The organism is Falsiroseomonas sp. (assembly GCF_051860665.1).
Taxonomy (GTDB): domain Bacteria; phylum Pseudomonadota; class Alphaproteobacteria; order Acetobacterales; family Acetobacteraceae; genus Falsiroseomonas.
The window spans coordinates 219,781-243,767 of the sequence record NZ_JBHYDM010000002.1; the positions used below are offsets into that span (position 1 = coordinate 219,781).

At 71.2% G+C, this 23,987-nt stretch carries 22 protein-coding genes and 2 tRNA genes; 16 read left to right on the forward strand and 8 right to left on the reverse strand.

From position 1 onward, the window contains the following. The first annotated feature begins 31 nt into the window (after positions 1 to 31). From ACTIF1_RS02825 to ACTIF1_RS02845, 5 genes are all read left to right on the forward strand, one after another. A tRNA-Pro gene (locus tag ACTIF1_RS02825) sits at positions 32 to 105 on the forward strand. Positions 106 to 207: 102 nt separating this feature from the next. After that, positions 208 to 510, forward strand: coding sequence for a YkvA family protein (locus ACTIF1_RS02830; protein ID WP_439594852.1), 303 nt, complete (start codon positions 208 to 210; stop codon positions 508 to 510). A 65-nt stretch (positions 511 to 575) separates the two neighbouring features. Next, entirely contained in the window at positions 576 to 1,772 is a 1,197-nt protein-coding gene (locus ACTIF1_RS02835; protein WP_439594853.1) for an amidohydrolase, read from the forward strand. 31 nt (positions 1,773 to 1,803) lie between these two features. Continuing rightward, the gene (locus ACTIF1_RS02840) at positions 1,804 to 2,796 is read left to right on the forward strand and encodes a D-2-hydroxyacid dehydrogenase (RefSeq protein WP_439594854.1); all 993 of its coding nucleotides are present in this window, start codon (positions 1,804 to 1,806) and stop codon (positions 2,794 to 2,796) included. Between the two features lie 51 nt (positions 2,797 to 2,847). After that, a complete protein-coding gene (locus ACTIF1_RS02845; RefSeq protein WP_439594855.1) occupies positions 2,848 to 3,825 on the forward strand; it encodes a Bug family tripartite tricarboxylate transporter substrate binding protein in 978 nt (325 codons plus the stop codon). A 3-nt stretch (positions 3,826 to 3,828) separates the two neighbouring features. On the opposite strand, the gene ACTIF1_RS02850 is transcribed toward ACTIF1_RS02845, so the two are convergent. The 3 genes from ACTIF1_RS02850 to ACTIF1_RS02860 all read right to left on the reverse strand — a co-directional run bounded on the left by ACTIF1_RS02850 (position 3,829) and on the right by ACTIF1_RS02860 (position 5,911). Continuing rightward, entirely contained in the window at positions 3,829 to 4,401 is a 573-nt protein-coding gene (locus ACTIF1_RS02850; protein ID WP_439594856.1) for a peroxidase-related enzyme, read from the reverse strand. Further along, a complete protein-coding gene (locus ACTIF1_RS02855) occupies positions 4,398 to 4,847 on the reverse strand; it encodes a CMD domain-containing protein (RefSeq protein WP_439594857.1) in 450 nt (149 codons plus the stop codon). Before ACTIF1_RS02855 ends, ACTIF1_RS02850 begins: the two co-directional genes overlap by 4 nt. Before the next feature lie 71 nt (positions 4,848 to 4,918). Continuing rightward, positions 4,919 to 5,911 (reverse strand): Bug family tripartite tricarboxylate transporter substrate binding protein, encoded by a 993-nt coding sequence (locus ACTIF1_RS02860; protein WP_439594858.1) that lies wholly within the window; start codon positions 5,909 to 5,911, stop codon positions 4,919 to 4,921. 117 nt (positions 5,912 to 6,028) lie between these two features. Here ACTIF1_RS02860 and ACTIF1_RS02865 point away from each other — a divergent pair, with 117 nt between their 5' ends. After that, a complete protein-coding gene (locus ACTIF1_RS02865) occupies positions 6,029 to 7,057 on the forward strand; it encodes a nitrile hydratase subunit alpha (RefSeq protein WP_439594859.1) in 1,029 nt (342 codons plus the stop codon). A gap of 3 nt (positions 7,058 to 7,060) precedes the next feature. Here the strand turns inward: ACTIF1_RS02865 and ACTIF1_RS02870 are convergent, their stop codons facing one another. Further along, entirely contained in the window at positions 7,061 to 7,762 is a 702-nt protein-coding gene (locus ACTIF1_RS02870) for an isochorismatase family protein (RefSeq protein ID WP_216836315.1), read from the reverse strand. 259 nt (positions 7,763 to 8,021) lie between these two features. Here ACTIF1_RS02870 and ACTIF1_RS02875 point away from each other — a divergent pair, with 259 nt between their 5' ends. After that, positions 8,022 to 9,890: a glycosyltransferase gene (locus ACTIF1_RS02875; RefSeq protein ID WP_439594860.1), complete on the forward strand. Its 1,869-nt coding sequence runs from the start codon at positions 8,022 to 8,024 to the stop codon at positions 9,888 to 9,890. A 1-nt stretch (position 9,891) separates the two neighbouring features. Here the strand turns inward: ACTIF1_RS02875 and ACTIF1_RS02880 are convergent, their stop codons facing one another. Next, the gene (locus ACTIF1_RS02880; protein WP_439594861.1) at positions 9,892 to 11,367 is read right to left on the reverse strand and encodes a glycosyltransferase family 4 protein; all 1,476 of its coding nucleotides are present in this window, start codon (positions 11,365 to 11,367) and stop codon (positions 9,892 to 9,894) included. 257 nt (positions 11,368 to 11,624) lie between these two features. On the opposite strand from ACTIF1_RS02880, the gene ACTIF1_RS02885 reads away from it, so the two are divergent. The 3 genes from ACTIF1_RS02885 to gmd all read left to right on the forward strand — a co-directional run bounded on the left by ACTIF1_RS02885 (position 11,625) and on the right by gmd (position 18,111). Further along, positions 11,625 to 15,761 (forward strand): methyltransferase domain-containing protein, encoded by a 4,137-nt coding sequence (locus tag ACTIF1_RS02885; RefSeq protein ID WP_439594862.1) that lies wholly within the window; start codon positions 11,625 to 11,627, stop codon positions 15,759 to 15,761. Continuing rightward, a complete protein-coding gene (locus ACTIF1_RS02890) occupies positions 15,758 to 16,945 on the forward strand; it encodes a glycosyltransferase (protein ID WP_439594863.1) in 1,188 nt (395 codons plus the stop codon). The genes ACTIF1_RS02885 and ACTIF1_RS02890 overlap by 4 nt, the downstream gene beginning before the upstream one ends. 131 nt (positions 16,946 to 17,076) lie before the next feature. Then, entirely contained in the window at positions 17,077 to 18,111 is a 1,035-nt protein-coding gene (gene gmd / locus ACTIF1_RS02895; protein WP_439594864.1) for a GDP-mannose 4,6-dehydratase, read from the forward strand. Positions 18,112 to 18,154: 43 nt separating this feature from the next. Here the strand turns inward: gmd and sugE are convergent, their stop codons facing one another. Both sugE and ACTIF1_RS02905 read right to left on the reverse strand, forming a co-directional pair. Beyond that, on the reverse strand, positions 18,155 to 18,469 hold the full coding sequence (sugE, locus tag ACTIF1_RS02900; protein WP_439594865.1) for a quaternary ammonium compound efflux SMR transporter SugE: 315 nt from the start codon (positions 18,467 to 18,469) through the stop codon (positions 18,155 to 18,157). A 28-nt stretch (positions 18,470 to 18,497) separates the two neighbouring features. Beyond that, the gene (locus tag ACTIF1_RS02905) at positions 18,498 to 19,391 is read right to left on the reverse strand and encodes a hypothetical protein (RefSeq protein WP_439594866.1); all 894 of its coding nucleotides are present in this window, start codon (positions 19,389 to 19,391) and stop codon (positions 18,498 to 18,500) included. A 177-nt stretch (positions 19,392 to 19,568) separates the two neighbouring features. On the opposite strand from ACTIF1_RS02905, the gene ACTIF1_RS02910 reads away from it, so the two are divergent. The 4 genes from ACTIF1_RS02910 to ACTIF1_RS02925 all read left to right on the forward strand — a co-directional run bounded on the left by ACTIF1_RS02910 (position 19,569) and on the right by ACTIF1_RS02925 (position 21,128). Continuing rightward, positions 19,569 to 19,895, forward strand: a complete 327-nt coding sequence (locus tag ACTIF1_RS02910; protein ID WP_439594867.1) for an ETC complex I subunit — start codon at positions 19,569 to 19,571, stop codon at positions 19,893 to 19,895. 10 nt (positions 19,896 to 19,905) lie between these two features. Further along, positions 19,906 to 19,982, forward strand: a tRNA-Arg gene (locus ACTIF1_RS02915). A 222-nt stretch (positions 19,983 to 20,204) separates the two neighbouring features. After that, positions 20,205 to 20,564: an H-NS histone family protein gene (locus ACTIF1_RS02920; protein WP_439594868.1), complete on the forward strand. Its 360-nt coding sequence runs from the start codon at positions 20,205 to 20,207 to the stop codon at positions 20,562 to 20,564. A gap of 75 nt (positions 20,565 to 20,639) precedes the next feature. Beyond that, complete coding sequence (locus ACTIF1_RS02925) at positions 20,640 to 21,128, forward strand: HXXEE domain-containing protein (RefSeq protein WP_439594869.1); 489 nt, start codon at positions 20,640 to 20,642, stop codon at positions 21,126 to 21,128. Positions 21,129 to 21,134: 6 nt separating this feature from the next. On the opposite strand, the gene ACTIF1_RS02930 is transcribed toward ACTIF1_RS02925, so the two are convergent. After that, positions 21,135 to 22,145, reverse strand: a complete 1,011-nt coding sequence (locus ACTIF1_RS02930) for a DUF2891 domain-containing protein (protein WP_439594870.1) — start codon at positions 22,143 to 22,145, stop codon at positions 21,135 to 21,137. 202 nt (positions 22,146 to 22,347) lie between these two features. Here ACTIF1_RS02930 and ACTIF1_RS02935 point away from each other — a divergent pair, with 202 nt between their 5' ends. Further along, positions 22,348 to 22,980 (forward strand): peroxiredoxin, encoded by a 633-nt coding sequence (locus tag ACTIF1_RS02935; protein WP_439594871.1) that lies wholly within the window; start codon positions 22,348 to 22,350, stop codon positions 22,978 to 22,980. 5 nt (positions 22,981 to 22,985) lie between these two features. Next, positions 22,986 to 23,987 carry a cysteine synthase A gene (locus tag ACTIF1_RS02940; RefSeq protein ID WP_439594872.1) on the forward strand — a complete coding sequence of 334 codons (1,002 nt, stop codon included), beginning with the start codon at positions 22,986 to 22,988 and terminating at the stop codon, positions 23,985 to 23,987.

Here is a 23,987-nt window from a genome sequence, read left to right on the forward strand (position 1 = left end):
GGATCGCCCCGGCCCGTAGGTATCCGCCGGACGGGGTGTGGCGCAGCCTGGTAGCGCGCCTGTTTTGGGTACAGGAGGTCCTCGGTTCGATTCCGGGCACCCCGATTCCTCCAGCGGAGGCCCGCCCTGCTGCAGCGCCTCAAATCCTGGGCGAAGGCCATCCGGCGGGATGTCGTCGCGCTGTGGATCGCCGCCCGCGATCCGCGCGTGCCGGTCCTGGCCAAGCTGCTCTGCGCCGCCATCGCCGCCTATGCGCTGTCGCCCATCGACCTGATCCCGGACTTCATCCCCGTGCTCGGCCTGCTGGATGAGGCGATCCTGCTGCCGCTCGGCATCCTGCTGGCGGTGCGGCTGGTGCCGCCGGCGCTGATGGCGGCGTTCCGGGCGCAGGCGGAGCGCCAGGTGGCGCGGCCGGTCAGCCGGGTGGCGGCGGCATTCATCATCGCGCTGTGGCTGGCCGGCGCGGCGCTGCTGCTGGTCCTGCTGTGGCCCGGCCCGGCGGAGGGCTGAGCCAGGCCTTCCCCCATCCCGCCATGGCGTCTTTCATGGCCCTTCGACCGACAGGAAGCCGCGCCATGACCGACCTTCTGCTGACGAACTGCCGCCTGGCCGATGGCAGCACGAGGCGCCTCGCCATTGCCGGCGGCCGCATCGAAGCGATCCTGCCGCCGGAGGCGCCCGACCCGCCGGCGGCGGAGGTGCTGGACCTCGGGGGCGCCCTGCTGCTGCCCGGCCTGGTCGATGGCCATATGCACCTGGACAAGACCCTGTTCGGCCTGCCCTGGCAGCCGCATGCGGCGGAGCCCTTCCGGCAGAGCCGCATCGACACGGACCAGCGCCTGCTGCCCAGCCTGCCCCTGCCCACGGCGGAGCGCGCCGGCGCGCTGATCCGCCGCTGTGTCGCCCATGGCACCGCGCATATCCGCACCCATGCCGATATCACGCCGGATTTCGGCCTGACCGCGCTGCAGGGCGTGCTGGAGGCGAAGGCGGCGCATGCCCATGCGGTGACGGTGCAGGTGGTGGCCTTCCCGCAGGCGGGCGTCATGCGCCAGGGCGGCGCGCCGATGCTGGACCTGCTGGAGGCGGCGCTGAAGGACGGCGCGGATCTGCTCGGCGGCATCGATCCCTGCGAGGTGGATCGCAACCCCTCCGGCCAGCTCGACGGACTCTTCTCCATCGCGGCGCGGCGGGGGGTCGGCATCGACATCCATCTGCACGAACCCGGCGAGCTCGGCCTCTACAGCCTGCAGGAGATCTGCGCCCGCACCAAGGCCGCGGCGATGCAGGGCCATGTCACCATCAGCCACGGCTTCTGCCTCGGCGGCATCGGCGAATCGAAACAGAAGGCGGCGGCGGCGCTGATGGCGGAGGCGGGCGTCTCGCTCGTCACCCACGGTGCCGGCGGCGCCACCCTGCCGCCGCTGATGCTGCTGAAGCGCGAGGGTGTGCGCGTCTTCTGCGGCAATGACGATGTGCGCGACACCTGGAGCCCCTATGGCAATGGCGACATGCTGGAGCGCGCGGCGGTGATCGGCTGGCGCGAGGATCTGCGCACCGATCCGCTGCTGGAGGTGCTCTTCGGCATGGTCTCCACCGAGGGCGCCCTGGTGCTGGGCATCGCCCAGCACGGCATCGCGGAGGGCCATCCGGCCAATCTGTTCAGCATCCCGGCGGAGAACGTGCCGGAGGCGATCGGCCAGCACCCGCCGCGCGGCCTCGTCTTCCATGCCGGGCGGCTGGTGGCGCGCGACGGCGCCTGGGTGGCTTGACGCGGCGGCGCGGCCTGCGAGGGTGCCGCCCATGCGCATGCACATCCAGAATCCGGCGGGCGAGACGCTCTTCCCGGTCACGCCCGCCCAGGTCGCCGCCGCCCTGGCCCGCCACCCCGAGATCGGCCAGCCCGTCATCTCCTATGCCGATGACGATGCCGGCTTCGCCGCCGCCATGGCGGAAGCCGAGGTCCTGCTGACCTGGACCCGCGTGGTGAAGGCGCGCTTCCCGGTCGGCGCCCTGCCGGGAATCGCGCCCAAGCTGAAGGTCATCGCCTGCACCTCCGCCGGCCTCGATGGCCTCTCGCCCTTCGACTGGCTGCCGCCCGAGATCGTGCTGCTGAACAATCGCGGCGCGCATGCGGCCAAGGCCGGCGAATTCGCGCTGATGTCGCTGCTGATGCTGGCCAGCCACATCCCCTATTTCGGCACGCAACAGCGGGCCGAGAGCTGGTCCAAGCGCTTCGGCTCGACGCTCGCTGGCCGCACCGTCTGCATCGTGGGTCTCGGCAGCATCGGCGGCACGGCGGCGAAGCATGCGAAGGCCTTCGGCATGAAGGTGATCGGCGTGCGCAACAGCGCGCAGCCGCATCCGCATTGCGACGAGGTGGTGACCACCGCGGCGCTGGACACGGTGCTGCCGCGCGCCGAATTCCTGCTGCTGGCCTGCCCGCTGACGCCGGAGACGCGCGGGTTGATCGACCGCCGCCGCATCGGCCTGCTGCCGCGCGGCGCCAAGCTGGTGAACATGGCGCGCGGCGCGGTCTGGGACCAGGATACGGTCTGCGATGCGCTGGAGGCCGGCGCGCTGGACGGCGTGGTGACCGATGTCGCGGTGCCGGAGCCGCTGCCGGCGGGCCATCGGCTGTGGCGCACGCCGGGGATGCTGGTGGTGCCCCACGTCTCCTCCGACGATCCCGCCACCTATAATGACGACACGCTGGACATCCTGTTCCGCAACCTGCTCGCGATGCGGGCAGGCCAGCCCGCGCCGAACCGGGTGGAGCCCCAGCGGGGCTATTGATGGCAGGCGGCGGCAGGCCCTAGCGTCATCCTCCCGAGAGAGGATGCCGTCATGAGCCTCAGCCGCCGCACGCTGCTTTCCGCCACGGCCCTGGCCGTGGCCATGCCCGCCGCGGCGCAGCCGGCCTGGCCGACGCGGCCGGTGCGGCTGATCGTGCCGGCGCCCGGGGGCGGCGGCACGGCGGATACGCTGGCGCGCATCTTCGCGCAGGAACTCGAAAAGCGCCTGCCGCAGCCGGTGGTGGTGGAGAACAGGGGCGGCGCGGCCGGCAATATCGGCGCCAATGCGGCGGCACGGTCGGATCCGGATGGCCATGCCATTCTCTGGGGCTGGGCCGGCACCCTGGCGACCAACCCCGCCATGTATCGCGACATGCCCTTCGACCCGGTGCGCGATTTCACGCCGGTGGTGCTGATCGGCAGCGTGCCGAATATCCTCACCGTCAACAACGACGTGCCGGTGCGCGACCTCGCCAGCTTCACCGACTATGCCAAGGCCAATCCGGGCCGCATCAACCACGGCACCACGGGCAATGGGTCCTCGATGCATCTGGCGGCGGAGCTTTTCGCCTCCCGCACCGGGACGCAGCTGACCCATGTGCCCTATGCGGCGCCGGCGGCGGCCACCACGGACCTCGTCGCCGGGCGCATCCAGGCGATGTTCAACCTGGTGACCGGCGCCAAGCCGCTGGTCGAGGCCGGGCGGGTGCGCGCCATCGCGGTCTTCGCGGACAGCCGCGTGCCGCAGCTGCCGGATGTGCCGACCACGGCGGAGCTCGGCATGCCCGGCCTCGCCTTCGGCACCTGGTTCTGCCTGATGCTGCCGCGCGGCGCGCCGCCGGCCGTGGTGGCGCGGCTGAACGCCCTGGCGAACGAGGTCCTGGCCGACCCGGTGGCGCGCCAGCGGCTGGAGGCCGCCGGCATGGCCTTCGATGGCGGCGGCACGCCGGAACGCCTCGCCACCTATCTGCGGGAGGAGCTGGTCCGCCACGCGGAGCTGGTGCGCATCTCCGGCGCGCAGATCAACTGAGGGCTACATCCCGCGCGGCAGCAGCGGATCGCCCAGCGTCAGCATCAGCCGGTTGGCATTGGCGAACATCGCGACCGAATGGATCAGGTCCAGGATCTCGAGGTCGTCCAGCCCCGCCGCGCGCAGCGGCGCCAGATGGGCAGCGGTGACGGCACCGGGGGCGCGGGTCAGCGCCTCGGTGAAATCGGCCACCGCCTTGCGGCGCGGATCGGGCTCGGCGGCCCAGCCCTCATCCAGCAGGCGCTGCATGGCGGGCTCCTCGCCGGTCAGCTCCACGAAGCGCTTGGCATGGACCGAGGTGCAGAAGACGCAGCCATTCACCATGGAGACCACGGCGGTGGACAGCTCGCGATCCGCGCGATCCAGCCCGCCTTCGGCATACATGACGATATTGAACAGCGCGCCACGCTCGCCGAGCGAGCCCGGGTCATGCGCCAGCGTCAGGAAATAGGTGGACCGGCGCTGCGCCGGCGGGCAGGCCTCCAGCGCCGCGAGCTGTTCGGGCGTCGCGGTCTCGGCCTTCACGGGGGCCAGGCGCGGGCGCCAGCCGACCGGCTTCAGGGTGAAGCGGCTCATGCGGCCTTCTCCTGCATCAGGGCGCGCAGCCCGGCCAGCAGCCGCACCTGGTAGGGCACGAAGGCGATCAGCTGCGTCGCCGCCACGATGTCGCGGGAGGTGAGGCCGAGCGCCACCAGCCCATCGATATCCGCCTTGGAAGTGGATTCCGGCGCCATCGCCGTCTTCTCCGCATAGGCCAGCAGCGCGTCCAGACGCGGGGAGGGGGCGGGGGAAGGGGAAAGCCCGGCAAAATGCGCGGCCAGCGCCGCATCGCCCTCGCGCTGCGCCACGTGGCGGGCGAGCGCCGCGCGCTCGGCCAGGCTCAGCCCGCCGGGATCCTCCGGCAGCAGCAATTCACGATAGGCGCCCTCGGCATGGCGCAGCGCCTCCGGGCGCCGGCGGCGGAGCAGCCCCAGCGGGCTGTCCGGCGCCAGGCCCAGAAGGTCTTCGATCAGGTCAGGCAAGTCATACCCCGGATGCTGTTGGAGAGGCTGATTCACGCTTTCGGCTGAAGCCAACCTCAAGCGATCAGGCTCTATTGCACCAGGATGTTGCCCTGCTGGACGACCTGGCGCCAGCGGGCCAGCTCCGCCGTCACCAGCGCGGCATATTCCGCCGAGGGCACCGGCCGCGGCTGGGTGCCACGCTCCGCCAGCTGGGCCTGCATGGCGGGGTCGGACAGCGCGGCGCGGGCGGCATCCCCCATCCGCTGCACCACGGCATCCGAGGCGCTGCGATGGGTATGCAGGCCGAACCAGGCCTCGGAGGAGAAGCCCACCAGGTTGAACTCCGCCCCCAGCTCGGCGAGTGCCGGCACATCCGGCAGCTCCGGCAGGCGGGTGGCGGAGGTGACGGCCAGCGGCACCACGGTGCCGGCGCGGATCTGCGGCAGGGCGGTGGGCAGGTTGTCGATGAAGCTGTCGACCTCCCCGCCCATCACCGCCACCATGCCCGGCCCGGCGCCGCGATAGGGCACATGCTGCAGCCCGGCGCCGGTCTGCTGGTTGATCAGCTCCCCGGTCAGGTGGGTGGAGGTGCCATTGCCGGCGGAGGCGAAGTTGCGCATCCCGGGCCGTGCTCTGGCATCGCGCAGGAAGGCCCGCACATCGCCGCCCGGCACCTTGCCCGGATGGGCGACCCAGACATTCGGCACCGTCACCATCAGCGTCAGGGCCCGGAAATCCGTCTCCGCATTGTAGGTCAGGTTGCGGTAGAGCGCGGGCGCGATGCCGTGCGAGGCGATCTGCGAGACGAACATCGCATGGTCGTCGCCTTCCCGGGCGAAGCGGCCGGCGGCGGTGGTGCTGCCCGCGCCGGGCTGGTTTTCCACCACCACGGCGCGGCCCAGCCGGTCCCGCATCGCCTGGGCCACCAGGCGGGCCACCACATCGGTGGTGCCGCCGGGCGGGAAGGGGACGATCATCCGCAGGTCGCGGCTGGGCCAGGCGGGCTGTGCCAGTGCGGGGGCGGCCAGCGTGGCGCCGCCGGCGGCCAGCAGGGTGCGGCGGCCCAGCTTCTTGGTGGTCATTCCCATCGGTCTCCCGGTTGTTTTTCCGACCTTCGCCAATGAGCGCCGCCCTGTCGAGGCTTCCGATGACGCTGGGGTCCGATTAGCGTACCGGCTGCATTCCAGAGGACGCGCCCGATGCCCGAGCTGCCCCCGAACCACCCGCCGCACGACGCCGGCGGCCGCTTCGACGGCCCCGTGATCCGCGCGGAGCACGAGGCCGCGCATTGGGAGAAGGAGGCGGATGCGATCCGCATGCTGCTGTCGGACGCGAAGCGCCGCCTTTTCACCACGGATGAAAGCCGGCGGGTGCAGGAACAGCTGGACGATGCGACCTATTGGGCCATGCCCTATTACGAGCGCTGGATCCTGGCCTTTTCCAGCCTGATGGTTTCGAAGGGCGTGGTGCCGGAGGCCGAGCTGCTGGCCGAGGAGGCGCGGCTGCGCGACGCGGGCCTCGACGTGGTGGAGGATCATCACAACCACCATGACGATCACGGCCATGATCACGACCATGATCACGACCATGATCACGACCATGATCACGACCATGACCACGACCACGAACATCACCCCTACCAGGCGGATCACGACGCGGCGGAGGAGCGCCTGTCTCCGCTGCGGCTACGGGGCCTTGCCATGCGCAACCTGCTGCTGGCCAAGGGCGTGCTGACCGCGGCCGAGATCCGGGAGGAAATCGCGCGCATGGATGCGCGCAGCCCGCATAACGGCGCCGCGATCGTCGCACGCGCCTGGACCGATCCGGCCTATGCGCAGCGCCTGCAGGCGGATGCCGTGGCGGCGGCGGCGGAACTCGGCCTCGATGCGGCGGGCACGAAGCTCGCCGCGCTGTTCAACACGCAGACGCGCCATCACCTGGTGGTCTGCACGCTGTGCTCCTGCTACCCGCGCAGCATCCTCGGCCGCCCACCCGCCTGGTACAAATCCCGCGCCTACCGGGCGCGCGCGGTGCGCGACCCGCGCGGCATCCTGGCCGAATTCGGCACCACCCTGCCGCCGGGGGTGGAGCTGCGCGTGCACGACAGCAATGCGGAGCTACGCTACCTGGTGGTGCCGCAGCGCCCCGCCGGCACCGAGGGCTGGGACGAGGCCCGGCTGGCGGGACTGGTGACGCGCGACGGCATGATCGGCGTCACCAGGCTGTAGCCGTCACTCCGCCGCGCGCGCCATGCCGAAGCGCGCGTTCAACTCCCGCTCGACGTAGTCGAGGCTTTCGACATCGGCGAACTTCATGTCGAGGTCAAACAGGTTCGCCCGATGCGCGCTGGGGCTGCGGTCGCCGCAGGCCTCCTCCACCAGCACGGTCCGGAAGTTGTGGCTGAAGGCGTCCATGGCGCCGGCCCGCACGCAGCCGCTGGTGGAGACGCCGCAGATGATGACGGTATCCACCTCATCATAGCGCAGGAAGGCCTCCAGCGGGGTCGCGAAGAAGCAGGAGGGCTTGTTCTTCATCACCACGCGATCCGCCTCGCGCGGGGCATAGGCCTCGGGCCATTCATCGGCGCGCGGGTCGCGGCTGTACTGGTGGTCGTTCGCGGTGCCGAGCTTCAGGTTCCACAATCCACGATAGCTCGGGTGCCGACGGTCGTCGCGGCGGCTGTAGTAGATCGGCAGGTCGAGGCGGCGGAACAGCGCCGTCAGCCGCGTCAGCGCCGCGATCAGCGCCGGATCCTCCCGCCCGCATTGCGAATAGGCGGGATCGACGAACATGTAGGTGGTGTCGATGTTGAGCAGGGCGGGGCGGCGGCCGATGCCGATGCGCCGCGCGAAGCCGCCCTTGCGATAGGTCTCCAGCTCCTCATCCGGCACGAAGCCGCGCCATTTCGCCAGTTTCTCAAGGTCTTCGGTCATGCTCGGCTCCTCCATGGGCCGAAGGGTCGCGACAGGGCGGGGCGGGGTCAAGCCTCGGCCGCACACCGGGTTTGTCCCGGCCGGCCATTCGCCGATGGGCCCAAGACCTCGCGCGGTTGTGAGCACCAGCGGCAGCTGAAGCGGGGGGCGCGGTGCAAGTCATGGCCGGCTGCGATGCTGGTCCGCTATCGGTCCGATGCTTGCCGCGCGGGCGGGCTGGCCGCTACCTCACGCCCCGTGACTTCAAGGCGGCCTGCCCATGTCCTCATCCAGCCCCGGCCTCGGGCCCTTCGACTCGATGGAGGAGCTGCGCCGTCTCGCGCCCCGGATCTTCGCCCTCTATCGCCTCGCCCTCGGCCGCGCGCCGGATGCGGCGGGGCTGGCCGGGCTGGTCGCGGCGTTGCGCGGCGGGATGGGGTGGGAGGCCGCGGCGGCCGGCCTCATCGCCTCCTCCGAGTTCGGCCGGCATGCGTCCCAGCCCGGGCTGACGCCAGCCGCGCTGGCGCGGCTGGCGGAGGAAGCGGTGGCCGCGGATGCGACGCCCGACTTCACCCTGGCCCATCCGCAGGGCGCCAGCCTGCAGGATGCCGCCGCCTATCGCCTCTGGATCCAATGCTTCGCCACGCTCGACGAGGCGGATGTCGCGGCGATCCGCGCGCGGATCGGAGAGGGGCCGCGCATCTCCGTCTGCCTGGCGCTGGGGGAGGGGCCGGTGCTGCCGGCGCTGCACAGCCTGCGCGCGCTGCGGGCCCAGATCTTCGCGAATTGGCAGCTCTGCCTCGCCGTGCCGGAGGGCCGGCGGGCGGCGCTGCGGGATGGGCTGCGGCGGGCCGGAGAGGCGCCCGTGGAGCCGGTGGGCACCACCCTCGCCGAGGCGATCGCCGCGGCGGAGGGTGAGTTTCTCACCCTGCTCGACCCCGGCGACGCGCTGGCGCCGGAGGCGCTGGCGGAGGTCGCCATCGCCCTGCAGGCGCAGCCCGATCTCGACCTGGTCTTTGCCGATGAGGATGCGATCGCGCCCGGCGGCCAGCGCATGGCGCCGCGCTTCAAGCCTGGCTGGAGCCCGGAGCCGCTGCGATCGCTGGATTCGGTGGGCCGGCCGTTCTTCCTGCGCCGGTCGCGCCTCGCCCAGCCCGGCACGGCGCTGGCGATGGTGCGGCAGGTGGCGCTGGCCCGGCCGGAGGCGGTGCGCCACATCCCGGCTGTGCTGCTGCACCGCGCCGCGCCGGCGCCACTGGAAACCCGCACCGCGCCCGCCGTCTTCAGCGGCACGCCGCCGCTGGTCTCGATCATCATCCCGACGCGCGACCGCGCCGACCTGTTCGGCCCCTGCATCGAGGGCATCCTGCACCGCACGGACCACCCGTCGCTGGAGATCCTGCTGGTGGATACCGGCAGCACGGAGCCGGATGCGCTGGCGCTGCTGGAGAAGCTGCGGCCCGATCCGCGCGTGCGAATCCTGCACCGCCCCGGCCCCTTCAACTGGTCCGCCGCAAACAACCAGGCCGCCGCCGAGGCGCGCGGCGAGGTGCTGGTCTTCCTGAACAACGACACGGTGATGGCGCAGCCCGGCTGGCTTGGCGAGCTGGCAGGTCAGGCGATGCGGCCGGGCATCGGCGTGGTCGGCGCCAAGCTGCTCTATCCCGATGGGCGGGTGCAGCATGCCGGCGTGGCGCTGGGGCCGGATGGCGCGGCGAAGCACATCCAGCGTTTCGCCCAGGCGACCGACCCCGGCTATCTCGGCCAGCTCGCGGTGGTGCGGGACGTGGGTGCCGTCACCGGCGCCTGCATGGCGATGCCGCGCCGCGCCTTCGAAGCGCTTGGCGGCTTCGAGGCCGAGCACCTGGCCCTCGAATGGTCCGATATCGAGATCTGCATCCGCGCCCGCGCGCAGGGCTACCGCGTGCTGTTCACGCCGCATGCGGAGCTGCTGCACCTGGAATCCGCGACCCGCGCCGATGCCGGCGACCCCGCGCGCATCGCCCGCTTCGAGAGGGAACAGGCCTGGGTGATGCAGCGCTGGCCGGAGGCCATGCAGCACGACCCCTTCGTCAATCCGAACCTTTGGGCCACCGACGACGACATCGTACTGGCGCCCGCGCCGCGCCAGCCGCGAAGCTGGCGCTGAGTCAGCCCCGCTTCGCGCGGCCGAGCCGCATCAGCAGCTCCTCCCAGCGCGGCATCAGCGTGGCCGGGCTGTAGAGCCGGGCCTGGCGCAGCCCCGTCGCGCCGAGCTGGGCGAGATAGCCCTCCTGCGCCGGCAGCTCGGCGAATTGCGCGATCAGCTCGGCCATCGCTTCCGCGCTATAGGGGTCGAAATACTCCGCGCCCTCGCCATAGACCCAGCGGTGGACCGGGATGTCGGAGGCGATGACGGGCGTGCCGCAGGCCATGGATTCCACGCCCGAATAGTCGAAGCCCTCGGCCCGGCTCGGGCTGACCACGCAATGCGCGGCGGAGTAGAGCCGTCGCAGCTCCGGCAGCGGCACGGCGGAGAGGTGATGCGCCGCGCCGCGCTTCACCAGCCCCTTCAGCGCCGCCATCTCGGCATCCGAGCGCCAGCCGGGATTGGCCACGACCACCAGGCGCATCGGCACCTGGCTCATCTGCTGCGCCATCTCGAAGGCTTCGAAGAGCTTCATGTAGTTCTTGCGCGGCTCCAGCGTGGAGACCGCCATCACCAGCCGCGTGCCCTCGGCCGGCGGCTTCACGCCACCGCCGGTCTTCGGGCTGGCGCGACGGGCCAGGATCTCCTGCACCATCGGCCAGGCGATGGACTCCGGCCGGAACTCGGCGGACAGCAGCGCGGGGATGGTCAGCACGCGCGATTCCGCCTCGGGGAAGAGCTTCAGCACATCCTCCCGCACCGGCTCCGAGTCGCAGACGAAGGTGGCGCCGGCTTCCATGTTCCGCGCCATCATGCGGCCATGGCTGGTGGCATGCGGCCAGGGATCGCCGATGGTATGCGGGCTGGTCAGCGGCAGGGCGTCGTAATAGCGCACCACCATCTGCGTACTGGCCGGGATCCGATAGGGCGAGACGCTGGCAGCGAAGAACAGGTCCCATCCCGTGCTGTCCAGCTTCTTCGCGAAGGGCTTCGGCAGCATCGCGAGATGCCGCGCATTCTCATGGCCCAGCTCGGTGGCGAAGAACTGCGCCCGGCCGATGATGTCGCGGCGCTCGGGCGGCAGGGTTTTGTCGAAGAGCTTGGTCCAGAGATAGTCCTCGAACATCTCCCGGTCGATCGGCCGGTCCAGCGTCTCCGGCCGATGCGCTGTCACCAAGGCGGAGAAGGGATAGAGAATCCGGTTCCGCAGTCGCCCGGGCAGCAGCCGCAGCGGCAGGGGCAGGGGGTGCCGCTTGCTGTCCTGGGCGATGATCATGCGGGTCTGCTGCATCACGTTCTCGTAGGCCGAACGCGGCGCCCGTTCGCGCGGGGCGCGGTGGTGAATGCCGGAGGCGAGGCCCGCCAGGCGCCCGAAGGGCATCTCGCTGAAATGGGCGAAGAGCAGCCTCAATTCCTGCGGAATGCCTGCAAAACCCTCATAGCAGTTGCGGAGATCCACCAGCAGCGAGGGGGAGGCATCCGGGCCGCGGAAATCCATTGCACCATCCAACCGAAGACCGCCGCGGGGGGTCCCGCGGCCTGGGCGGTGCCTTAGGCCAAGCGAGACGGATGGCAAAGACCTCTGGCGGCGCGGCGCCCTAGAACCTATCAGTCTCACCAATCGAGCCTGATGCGGTTTTGGGGGATCACGATATTGTGCTAAATAGATCGCCGGAAGTTCAAGTCCATACGCGCGCGGACGGCAACTTCCGCTTTCTGCAACCGCGCCAGTCGCTTCCCTTCACTGGGGAACGCATGACGAGTTCGGTGCAGGGTCAGATCGAATTCGAGCACCTGCACCGCTACTGCATCGCGCGTGACTTGTGCGATGGGCTGGACGTGCTGGATGTCGCCTCCGGCGAGGGCTATGGCGCGGCCATCCTGGCCTCGCTGGCGCGCAGTGTCGTGGGCGTCGAGATCGACCAGGACTCGGTCGACCACGCGAAGGCGCAATATGCCTCCGACAAGCTGCGCTTCCTCCAGGGCGACGCCCTGGCGCTGCCGCTGCCCGATGCCAGCATCGACCTCGTCGTCTCCTTCGAGACGCTGGAGCATCTGCCGGACCAGGCGAAATTCCTCTCCGAGGTGCGGCGCGTGCTGCGGCCGGGCGGGCTGTTCCTGGTCAGCACGCCGGAACGCATGGTCTATTCGGCCGCCGGCAGCGACCCCAACCCCTATCACGTGCTGGAGCTGACGGAGGCCGAGTTCGGCACCCTGCTCTCGCGCCATTTCGCCGCCAGCCAGGTGCTGCGGCAGCGCCCGGCGCTGGGCTCCGTCATCGCCGGCGCCGAGCCGGGCTGGCGCAGCTATGAGCGCCGCTCGGCGGAGGTGATCGAGGCGACCTCCGGCCTGGCGCGGCCGCATTACCTGCTGGGCCTGGCCGGCGATGGCGCGCTGCCGCCGCTCGCCTCCTCCGCCTATCTCGACCGCAGGCGCGTGCATGATGTGATGGAGGCGGCGACCCGCTTCCCCGCCACCCAGGCGCAGCTGGAGACCGTGGTCGCCGAGCGCGACGCGGCCCGCGCCGAAGCCGCGCGGCTGCGGCAGGAGCTGGAGGCGCTGGCGCCGCAATCGCGGGCCAGCCAGGCGGAGGCCGCGCGTCACGCCGCCGAGAAGCTGGCCCTTGCAGAGGCACTCGAAGCCGAGCGCGCCCGGCGCGAGGCGGTGGAGCTGCAGCAGCGCCGGACGGTGATGGAGCGCGACGAGGCGCGCCGCGGCGGCGCCGCGGCCATGGAGGCGGCGCTGCGCCAGCAGCGCGAGACCGCGCGCGGCGAGCTGGCGCGGCAGGAGGCCGATGCGCATGCCCGGCTGCATGCCGTCCAGCAGGCCCGCGCGCGGGCGGAGGCGCATGAGGCGCATCTGCTGAACCTTCTGCACAATATCCACACCAGCACCGGCTGGCGCGCGCTGGGCCCGCTGCGCTGGTTCGGCCGGCGGCACCCTGGGGCCGCCCGCATGCTGGGCCGCGGCGTGAAGCTGGCCTGGTGGACCGCGACCCTGCAGCTCGGCACGCGCTACCAGCAATGGCGGCAGAACCAGGCGCGGCTGCGCCTGGCCGCGCCCGAGCCGGCCCCCATCCTGGAAGCCCCCGCGGCGCCCCCAGCGGCGCCCCCGGGGGAAGCGCCGGTGGCGGAGGCGATCGCACCGCCGACCGTCTTCGAGGTCGCCCCTGCCGTCGCGCCGGCGCCCCCGCCGCCGCCGAAGCGCGACCTGCGCCAGGACTTCACCGCCGCGCATGGCGACCTGCCCATCGCCTTCCCGGCGGTCGCGGCGCCCGCCGTCTCCGTCATCATCCCGGCCTATCGGGGCCTGGCGGATCTGGAGGCCTGCCTGCGCTCCCTGGTCGCGACGCGGGATGGCGGGCCGAGCTTCGAGGTGGTGCTGGTCGATGACGACCCGGCCCATCCCGTGCTGCCCGCCATCCCCGAAAGCCCCGGCCTGCAGCGCCTGGCCAATGCCGAGAACCTCGGCTTCCTGCGCAGCTGCAACCGCGGCGCCGCCGCGGCGCGCGGGCGGCACCTGTGCTTCCTGAACAGCGACACGATCGTGCAGCCCGGCTGGCTCGCCGCGCTGGTCGAGGTGGCGGAGACGGTGCCGCGCGCCGGCCTGGTCGGCGGCATGCTGCTGAACCGCGACGGCACGGTGCAGGACGCCGGCTGGCGCATCTGCGGCAATGGCTGGGGCTACCCGATCGGCCGCGATGCCAGCGCCGCGGACGGCGCCTATACCTATCGGCGCGAGGTCGATTGCGTCACCGGCGCCTGCTTCCTGATGGCGCGGCAGGTCTTCGACGCGCTGGGCGGCTTCGACGAGCACTACGCGCCCGCCTTCTACGAGGAATTCGACCTCGCCTTCCGCGCCCGCGCGCGGGGCCTGTCCGTGATCTACGAGCCGCGCAGCCGCGTCGTGCACCTCGGCAGCGCCTCCTACGGCGCGGAGGCACGGGACCGGCTGTCCTCGGCCAACCACGCCAAGTTCACCGCGCGCTTCGCCGATGTGCTACGCAAGCACCCCTGGGACCGCGGCGATGAATTCGAGCTGCGCCACGCGGCGGGCGAGGGGCCGGTGCTGCTGGTGGTGGACCATGCCGTGCCGCGGCCGGACCGCCATGCCGGCGACGTCACCATGTTCCGCTACCTGGACCTGATGGCGGCCTCCGGCTGGCGCGTGGTCTTCGCGCCGATCGATGGCCTGGCCGAGGGCCCGGCGGCGGAGGCGCTGGAGATGCGCGGCATCGAGCTGGTGCGCGCGCCGAAGACGGCGGAGGACTGGCTGGCCGCTCATGGCCGCCATCTGCATGCCGTCTGGCTGGCCCGGCCCGATGTGGCGCAGCGGCTGATCGGCCCGGTGCGGGCGCATAGCAAGGCCCTGCTCGCCTACTACACCCACGACCTGCACCACCAGCGCATGCGGCGCGAGGCGGAGCTGCGGGAGGATCCGGCGCTGCATGCCGAGGCCGACCGCATGGAGGCGGTGGAGACCGGGATCTTCCGCGCGGTGGACCGCGTGACCACGCCGAGCGAGGCGGAGGCCGCGCTGATCCGCACCCTGGTGCCGGGGCGCGAGGTGCTGGCCATCCCGCCCTATTTCTTCGAGGACCACGAGATCCGCGCGCATGAGGCGGCGCATTTCGCGACGCGGCGCGACGTCGTCTTCGTCGGCGGCTTCCCGCATACGCCCAATGTCGATGCCGCGCTGCTGCTGGTGAACGAGGTGATGCCCGAGGTGTGGCAGGAGGAGCCGGAGGCCCGCCTGGTGCTGGTCGGCTACGCGCCACCGCCCGAGGTGCAGGCGCTGGCCGGGCCGCGCGTGGTGGTGACCGGCCAGGTGCCGAAGGTCGAGCCCTATCTGGAGGAGGCCCGGCTGAACCTGGCGCCGCTGCGTTACGGCGCGGGGGTGAAGGGCAAGGTGGTGCAGGCGCTGCAGAACGGCGTGCCGGTGGTGACCACCGCGGTGGGGGCGGAGGGCATCGGCCTCGAGCCCGGCACGGAGGCGCTGGTCGAGGAAAGCCCGACCGCGCTGGCCGCCGCGGCGCTCGCACTGCTGCGCGACCCGGCGCGCTGCGCGGCGCTGTCCGAGGCGGGCGCGGCGCTGGTGCGGCGGCGCTTCTCCCGCAGCGCCGGGCGGCGCGCCGCCGCGCAGGTCTTCGACACGCGGCGCTGCACCGTCTGCGGCTCCGCGCGGCTGACGCCGATCGAGGGTGCAGATCTGCGCGAATCGATCCGCTGCACCAGCTGCTTCGCGCTCGGCCGCAGCCAGGCGGTGGCACGCGTGCTGCTCGACCGCTTCGGCCAGGGCGGCGAGGAATCGCTGGCCGAGCTGCGGCGCGGGGAGCCGGCGCTGCGGCTGCATGAGCTGGGCTTCGTCGGCGGCATCGCGGAGACGCTGCGCGGCTGGGGCGGCTATTCCTCCTCCGAATACTTCGACGATGTGCCGCCGGGCCAGACGGGCCCGCAGGGCGTGCGCTGCGAGGATGTGACGCGGCTGACCTTCGCGGATGAGAGCTTCGACATCGTGCTGAGCCAGGACGTGATGGAGCATGTGCCGGACCCGCGGCGCGGCTTCGCCGAGACCTTCCGCGTGCTGCGGCCGGGGGGGGCGCATATCTTCACCATCCCGCAGAACCGCGACCTGCGGCACAGCGTGACCCGCACGCGGCTCGGCCCGCAGGGTCTGAAACACCTGCTGCCGGCCGCCTATCACGGCGACCCGGTGCGGGAGGGCGGCGCGCTGGTCTTCACCGATTTCGGGCTGGACCTGCCGGAGCTGATCGAATCGGTGGGCTTCACCCTGCGCGAGCACGAGGTCCGCATCCCCGGCGCCGATGCCGAATTGCGGGTCTTCGAGGCGGTGAAGCCCGCGACGGCGGCCGAGGCGAGGAACCCGGCTTGAGCCTGCTGCACCGCGGCTGGAGCCTGCTGCCGCGCCGGATGCGGCGGGAGGCGCTGTTCGGGCTGATGGCGCTGCGCGCGCCGCGCATCGCGCGGCCGGCGCCGGATGGCCAGGGCCCGCTGGCGCATGCCGGCTATTTCAGCGCGATGAGCGGCCTCGGCACCGCCGCACGGCGGCTGCAGGCCGGGCTCGCCACGCGCGGCCTGGCGGCGGCGCAGATCGACCTGACCGGCCCGCTGCGCCAGGGGCCGGTGGCGCCGGGGCAGGGGACGGCGCGGGATGTGGCGCCGGGCCCCGGCACGCTGCTGGTGCATGTCAACGGGCCCATGCTGCCCTGGGCGCTGGTGGAACTCGGCCGGCAGGTGGTGGCGGGCAAGCGGGTGATCGCGGTCTGGAACTGGGAATTGCCGGTGCTGCCGGCCGATTGGCGGCGCGGCTTCGATTGCTGCCACGAGATCTGGGCCGGCTCCCGCTTCACGGCGGAGGCCTTTTCCGGCCCTGTCGGAAGCAGCCGCGTGCCGGTGCGGATCGTGCCCTATCCGGTGCTGCCCGCCGCGCCGGCCGCGCTGGGGCGGGACGCCTTCGGCCTGCCGCCCGGCGCCTTCGTCGCGCTGCAGGTCTTCGATGCCGCGTCCTCCATCGCGCGGAAGAACCCGGCGGCGGCCATCGCCGCGCATGGCGCGGCCTTCGGCGACGACCCGGACCGGATCCTGCTGCTCAAGGTGCACAATACGGCCCGCGCCGGGGAGGCCTGGCGCGAGGTGGCGGAGCTGGCCGCGGCCCGCCCCAATGTCCGCGTGCTGGATGCCAGCCTGCCGGAGAGCGAGCTTTCCGCGCTGATCCTGGCCTGCGACGTGCTCGTCTCCCTGCACCGGGCGGAAGGCTTCGGCTTCACCCTGGCGGAAGCCCTGGCGCTCGGCCGGCCGGTGGTGGCCACCGGCTGGTCCGGCAACCTGGACTTCATGGATGCGCCCGGGGCGCATGCGGTGCCGGTGCAACTGCGGCCGGCTGAGGATCTGCAGGCCACCTACGACGTGCCCGGCGCCGCCTGGGCGGAGCCCGATGTCGCCGCGGCGGCGCAGTTCCTGCGGCGCATCGCCGAAACCCCCGCGCTGTGCCGGCCCCCGCCGCACGCCTTCCCGGCGCCCGACTACCAGGCGCTGCTGCAGCGACCGCCGCACTGAAGCAGCCGCGGCGCGATCCCTACCCCTGCATCCCGCGGCGCCTTCGCGCGTTGTCGCCACGGGGATTGCAGACCACCCCTTCAGTGCCCCCACCTTGAGTGCAATGCGGCCGCGGCCGTGGAGACAAGCCTATGACGAAGACTGCTTTGGTAACCGGCATCACCGGCCAGGACGGCGCCTATCTGGCCCGGCTGCTGCTGTCCAAGGGCTACAAGGTGGCCGGCACCTTCCGCCGCTCCTCCTCCTCCAATGACGGCCGGCTGCGCGAGCTGGGCATCGAGGACCAGGTGGAGCGGGTCGACCTCGACCTCTATGAGCTGAGCAACATCCTGCGCGCCTTCGACAAGGTGAAGCCGGACGAGGTCTACAACCTGGCCGCCCAGAGCTTCGTCGGCCTGTCCTTCGAACAGCCGATCTACACCGCCGAGATCGATGCGCTCGGCCCGGCACGGCTGCTGGAGGCGGTGCGCAAGGCGGGCGGCGACACGCGCTTCTACCAGGCCAGCACGTCCGAGATGTTCGGCAAGGTGCAGGCGGTTCCGCAGGTGGAGGGCACGCCCTTCTACCCCCGCAGCCCCTATGGCGTGGCCAAGCTCTATGCGCATTGGCTGACGGTGAACTACCGCGAGAGCTACGGCCTCTACGCCGCCAGCGGCATCCTGTTCAACCATGAGTCGCCGCTGCGCGGCATCGACTTCGTCACCCGCAAGATCACCTACAGCCTGGCGCTGCTGAAGCACGGCAAGCTGGATGTGCTGCGCCTCGGCAATCTCGATGCGCGGCGCGACTGGGGCTATGCGGACGACTACGTGCGCGGCATGTGGCTGATGCTGCAGCAGGATCAGCCCGATGATTTCGTGCTGGCCACCGGCGAGACGCGCACGGTGCGCGAATTCGTCGAGCGCGCGGCGGAGCCGCTGGGCTTCGACATCCAGTGGCAGGGCGTGGGCGAGGCGGAGACGGGCCGCGACCGCAGGACCGGCAAGGTGATCGTCGCCGTCGATCCGGCCTTCTACCGCCCGGCCGAAGTGGACCTGCTGGTGGGCTCCGCCGCCAAGGCGCAGCAGCATCTGGGCTGGGCGCCGGAGACCAGCTTTGCCGAGATGGTGGCGATGATGGCGGAGGCGGATGATCGGCGCGTCGCGGAGAACCGCGCGCCGATCTGAGCGGAGAACCGCGCGCCGATCTGAGGACCCTGGGCTGGCGGGCTCAGCTCGCCAGCTTCAGCGTGACGATCCCGCCGACGATCAGCGCGATGCCGGCGAGCCGCCCCGCGGTGGCCGGCTCGCCCAGCAGCCAGATGCCGAGGATGGCGGTGCCGACCGCGCCGATGCCGGTCCAGATGGCATAGGCGGTGCCGATCGGCAGCGTCTTCAGCGCGAGCGCCAGCAGCCAGAAGCTGGCCGCCATGGCGGCGAGGGTGAAGACCGAGGGCCAGAGCCGGCTGAAGCCGTGGGTGTGCTTCAGCCCCATGGCCCAGCCGATCTCCAGCAATCCGGCACCTGCCAGGTAGACCCAGGCCATCGCGAACCCTCCATGAGTGGAGGGCTAGTTAGGGCCTGGGCGGCGACAGGTCATCCCCGGCCAGCCGGGCCGCGCCGGCATTGGCCGGCGGCTGCGCCACCATCAGCCCGCGCCGGATGGCAGCCGAGACCTCCGCCCGGTGCGTCACGCCCTGCAGCAGGGTCACATAGGGGGCCGGGGAGACCGAGAGCGAGCCGCGAAAGGGCTTGTCCATCAGGAAGACGAAGGCGATCAGCGCGGCGACGCCCGCCGACTGGATCGCCAGCATGGCCAGCACATGGCCGCGTGGCGGATAGAGCACGCCGGTGCCGATCAGCAGCAGCATCAGCAGCCGGATCAGCATCCAGAAGGCGCCGGGCAGGCCATCCTCGGCGTGGCGCAGCCGCTCCTCCCGCGCCGTATCCAGCTCGTCCAGCTGCTGCAGCAGGTCCTGCGCCATCACATCCGACAGGCTGGCGGCGGCGGCATAGCCGGCATGTTCCACGGCATCCGCCAGGCGCTGCGTTTCCGCATGGCGGCCGTGATCGGCCATGGTTGCGAATTCCTGGTCGATCACGCTGCGCAGATAGGCGGTAAGCCCGGCATGCAGCGGCAGGCCGGCCGCGCCCAGGCGATCCGCCATCCGGGCCAGGCCGCCGATGGCCGAGACCTCCACCCCCACCACCTTCTGCGCCTCGTTCAGCTGGGTGCGCGCCTGGATGGCGCAGAAGGCGAGGGTGAGGGTGAGGGCGGAGACCACGGCCGCGGTGGTGCGCAGTGCCATGTCGAGATGCGCCTTGTCGCTGGGCAGCGACAGCCTGGGCGCCACCAGGCGGCAGGCCAGTGCCGCCAGCAGGCCGGCGCCCAGCATATAGATGGCATAGACCGCGGCTTCCGGCAGGTCGTAGAGAATCAGGGGCGGGGCAAGGAAGGGCTGGGTCAAGGCGGCCTCCGGGGCGGGGGCGCATCTTCGGCCGGCGAGGCTTGATCGCTGGTTACTTGACCGCTGGTTAGCGGATCCCAGGCAGGCTGCGGCTGTCGCCACCCCGGCGACAGGCGGCGCGCTTTTGTGTATGGAAGCGGCGCAAGCCCGAAGCCTTCCGAGGAAGACCGCAGCCTCATGTCGCGCGACAGCCAGATTGCCCGCATCCACCGCCAGCCCAAATCCGCCATGCAGTCCGGCCGCGCCGGCGCCGGCGCCTGGCTGCTGGAATTCGCCCCCGGCGAGCCGAAGCGGCTGGACCCGATGACCGGCTGGCCCGGCTCCGGCGATACAAGGGCCCAGGTGAAGCTGCGCTTCCCCACGGCGGAGGCGGCGATCGCCTATGCCGAGAGCCATGGCTGGCGCTACGAGCTGGCCCAGCCGCCGACGGTCCGCGCCGATATCAAGCCGAAGGCCTATGCGGACAATTTCAAGTTCGGCCGCGGCGAGAACTGGTCCCACTGACCCCGGCTTCGCACCCGTAGCTCAGCTGGATAGAGCATCGGATTTCTACTCCGTTGGTCGGGGGTTCGAATCCCTCCGGGTGCGCCATTCTCCCTTCCCATTCCGCCGCCCGGCATCCGCCCGCGTTTCGCGCTGCATGGGCTGCTTGGTATTTCCAATACGATCCGGCGCTGGACGAATTCCGGAAATCCCGCAAAGTGATTATCTTTGCGCCCAGGCCAATGCCCGCGCGCCGCATTGCACGCGAATCTTGCGAAATGCTGCAAAGCGGAGTAGCGCAGTTCCACTAGGCGAACTGGGATGCAGGACATGGCCGAAAAATCACCGATCAATCTCGACGCCCTGAGCGTTGCGGAACTCACCGCCCTCATCGCGGCGGCGGAGGAAAAGCGGCAGGAAAAGCTGGAAGGCGCCAAGGCGGCGCTGATGGAGGAATTCGCGCAGAAGGCCGCCGCATTGGGAATCGATGTCGGGGAGCTTTATGGCCGCGGCCCGCAGGAGCCTTCCGCCGCCACCGGGCGCCGCAAGCCGCGCAAGGATGCAGGCCAGCCGGTGGCCGTGAAGTACCGCTCGCCGACGGGCGACACCTGGTCCGGCCGCGGCCGCCGGCCCGGCTGGCTGACCGAGGCCCTGGCCAAGGGCAAGTCCGTCGAGGATTTCCGGGCCTGAACCCGGCGGCCCGCCCCGCTGGGGGCGGGCCACACTTCAGGATCGTCGCGCGGCGCCTGGCCAATGGCGGTGGCATTGCGGTTCGAACGCTTTCTCTGGGCCCTTCCGATCGCCTATGCGATCCATATCCCCGAGGAATTCCTGGCCGGATTCCCGGCATGGATGACCCTGCACATGCAGGCCCGGATGGACGACCGGGGATTCCTGCTGAACAATCTCCTCTTCATGTGCATTCTGCTGGGACTCTCCGCCTGGGCCTCCCGCAGCCGTTCCGCGATTTCCGCCTTCCTCTTCATGAGCTGGGCCAGCGGTAATCTTTTCTGGAATTTTATCTTTCATCTGGTCACCACCCTGATGGCGGACAGCTATTCCCCGGGGCTGGTCAGCGCCACGCTGCTCTATTACCCGATTGCCATCTGGGTCAGCGTGCTGGCCTGGCGCAGCGGGCGGATCGGCGCGGCGGGATTGCTGGGCGCGCATTCGCTCGGCGCCGGGCTGATGCTCTTCGTCATCTGGTCCGGGCTCTGGCAGTTCCGGCTGCCCTGGCTCTCGCCCGGCGCCTGAGGGCGCTCAGCCCTCCAGCGCCAGCAGCGCGAAGCTGGCCAGCCAATGGGCGCCCATGTAGCTGTCCTCCAGATGCGGCAGGCTGGCCGCCAGATGCGCCGCCGCCGCCGCGCGCAGCGCCTCCGCGCGGGGATCGCCTTGCGGCAGCGTCGCGAGCAGGCGACGCAGGCACCAGGCGCGGGACAGGTTCAGCCCGTCCAGATGCACGATCCGGCCATCCTGTCGGTCGGAGACGCGGGCGGGCGTGAAGAGGCTTGCCGGCTGCCGCGCGGCCAGGCGGGGCAGGAAGGCGTCACGCCAGGGCGCGAAGCGCGCGGGCGGCAGCAGACGCGCCATGCAGGCCGCCTCGACCAGGGCGGGCGAGAGAAAATCCTCGCCCGAAGGCTCCCAGGCCTGGCAATCGGCATCCGCACCATACCAGCGCCAGGCCGTCTCCCGCAGCAGGGCGAGCAGCGCCGGGTCATGCGCCTCCGCCCAGTCCGCGGCCAGCAGCAGGGCGAAGGCGGTATTGCCATGCATGCCGGCACGAACCGGGTAGTCCGCGCAGGGCAGATACGCGCGGAAGCGCGCGGCGAAATCCTCGGCCAGCGGGGCCAGAACGCCCTCCCAGGGGCTGCCCGCCAGCTCCGCATGCAGCTTCAGCAGCCAGGCCCAGCCATAGGGGCGCTCGAAGCCGCGCGCCGAGGGGCGGGCGAGATAGGCCCGCTCGCCCGCCACATTCTGCGCCGTGAAGGCGGAATCGAAGCGGGCGCGAATGGCCGGCGCGGCCGGCAGCCCAGGGAACAGCCTTTGCAGCCGCGCCAGCAGCCAATGGGCATGCACGCAGGAATGCCAGTCGAAGCTGCCATGGAAGATGGGATGCAGTGCGGCGGGCCGTTGCAGATCCTCCGGCCCCGTCAGCACATGGTCCAGTTTCTGGGGCCATTCCTGCCCGACATGGCCCAGCGCGATCCCGGCCAGCTGCTCCGCCAGCGAAGGGGTCAGGCCCGCACCCTGCAACTGAATATTTTTCCCCATCTCGCGCCCTCCGCGCGCCTCTCCGTCTCCATCCCGCCGGGCCGGGGGAAGGCAAGCGGCGCGGCCATGCAAAGCAAGCATGCACGATCCCATGCCGGCCCGGAACGGACCTCCGGGGCCGCTGGAATCGGGCTTCGGAATGCCCTTATCGTTACCCAAGGCCCGCCCCGCAGGCGGCGCGCAAGGCAGAAAAGGTGACGCCATGACCATCCAGCTCGGCCAGGTGGCCCCGGATTTCGAGGCCGAGACCACCCACGGCAAGATCCGCTTCCATGAATGGCTCGGCAATGCCTGGGGCGTGCTGTTCAGCCATCCGAAGGACTTCACCCCCGTCTGCACCACGGAGCTCGGCGAGACCGCGCGCCTGAAGCCGGAGTTCGACCGCCGCGGCGTGAAGGTCATCGGCCTGTCGGTGGACAGCCTCGACCGCCATGCGGGGTGGGAGGCGGATATCGCCGATACGCAAGGCCATGCGGTGAACTTCCCGATGATCGCGGACCCCGAGAAGAAGGTCGCGGCGCTCTACGGCATGGTGCATCCGGAGGCCGATCCCTCCATCACCGTGCGCACCGTCTTCGTCATCGACCCGGCGAAGAAGGTGCGGCTCTTCATGGTCTATCCGCCCAGCACCGGCCGCAACTTCGATGAAATTTTGCGGGTCATCGACAGCCTCCAGCTGACCGATGGGAAGAAGGTGGCGACGCCGGTGAACTGGCGGCCGGGCGACCGCGCCATCATCCCGCCCTCGATCCCGGATGAGCAGGCCAAGGCGCTGTTCCCGCAGGGGTGGGAGGCCGAGCGCCCCTATCTCCGCTGGGTCGAGGTGAAGGCCTGACCGCGGTGGCCCGCATCGCCGACGGTTTCTGGGGTGCGGTCGGCGAGACGCCGCTGATCCGCCTGCGTCGTGCCTCCGAGGCGACGGGCTGCGAGATCCTGGGCAAGGCGGAGTTCATGAACCCGGGCGGCAGCGTGAAGGACCGCGCCGCGCTCGGCATCCTGCGCGCCGCCATGGCGGAAGGGCGGCTGGTGCCCGGCCAGCCCGGCACCATCGTGGAGGGCACGGCCGGCAATACCGGCATCGGCATCGCGCTCGCCGCCAATGCCATGGGCTGGCGCAGCGTCATCGTGGTGCCGGAAACCCAGAGCCGGGAGAAGCTGGACTACCTCCGCATGATCGGCGCCGACCTGCGCGCGATCCCGGCTAGGCCCTACAGCGACCCCGGCAACTACGTGCACTATTCGAAGCGGCTGGCGGAGGAGCTGGGCGCGGTCTGGGCCAACCAGTTCGACAACCTGGCCAATGCCCGCGCGCATGAGGAGAACACCGGCCCCGAGATCTGGAACCAGACCGGCGGCCAGGTGGATGCCTTCACCTGCGCCTGCGGCACCGGCGGCACGCTGGCCGGCGTCGCCCGCGCGCTGAAGGCGAAGAAGCCCGGCGTGCGGATCGTGCTGGCCGATCCCGGCGGCTCCGGCCTGCTGGACTGGGTGAAGACCGGCACGCCGAAGGCGGAGGGCAATTCCATCACCGAGGGCATCGGCCAGGCCGCCCGCGCGCCCGGCAACCTGGCCCAGGCGCGCGACCTGATCGACGACGCGATCCGCATCGAGGATCCCGAGATGCTGCAACAGGTCTTCGACCTGCAGATGCATGAGGGGATTTCGGTCGGCGGCAGCGCCGGGCTGAATGTGGCGGCGGCCATCCGCGTGGCGCGGGACCTGGGCCCCGGGCACACGGTGGTGACCATCCTGTGCGACGGTGGGGCGCGCTACCAATCAAAACTGTTCAATCCTGGCTTCCTGCGTGAGCGTGGCCTGCCCACGCCACCCTGGCTGGAGTGA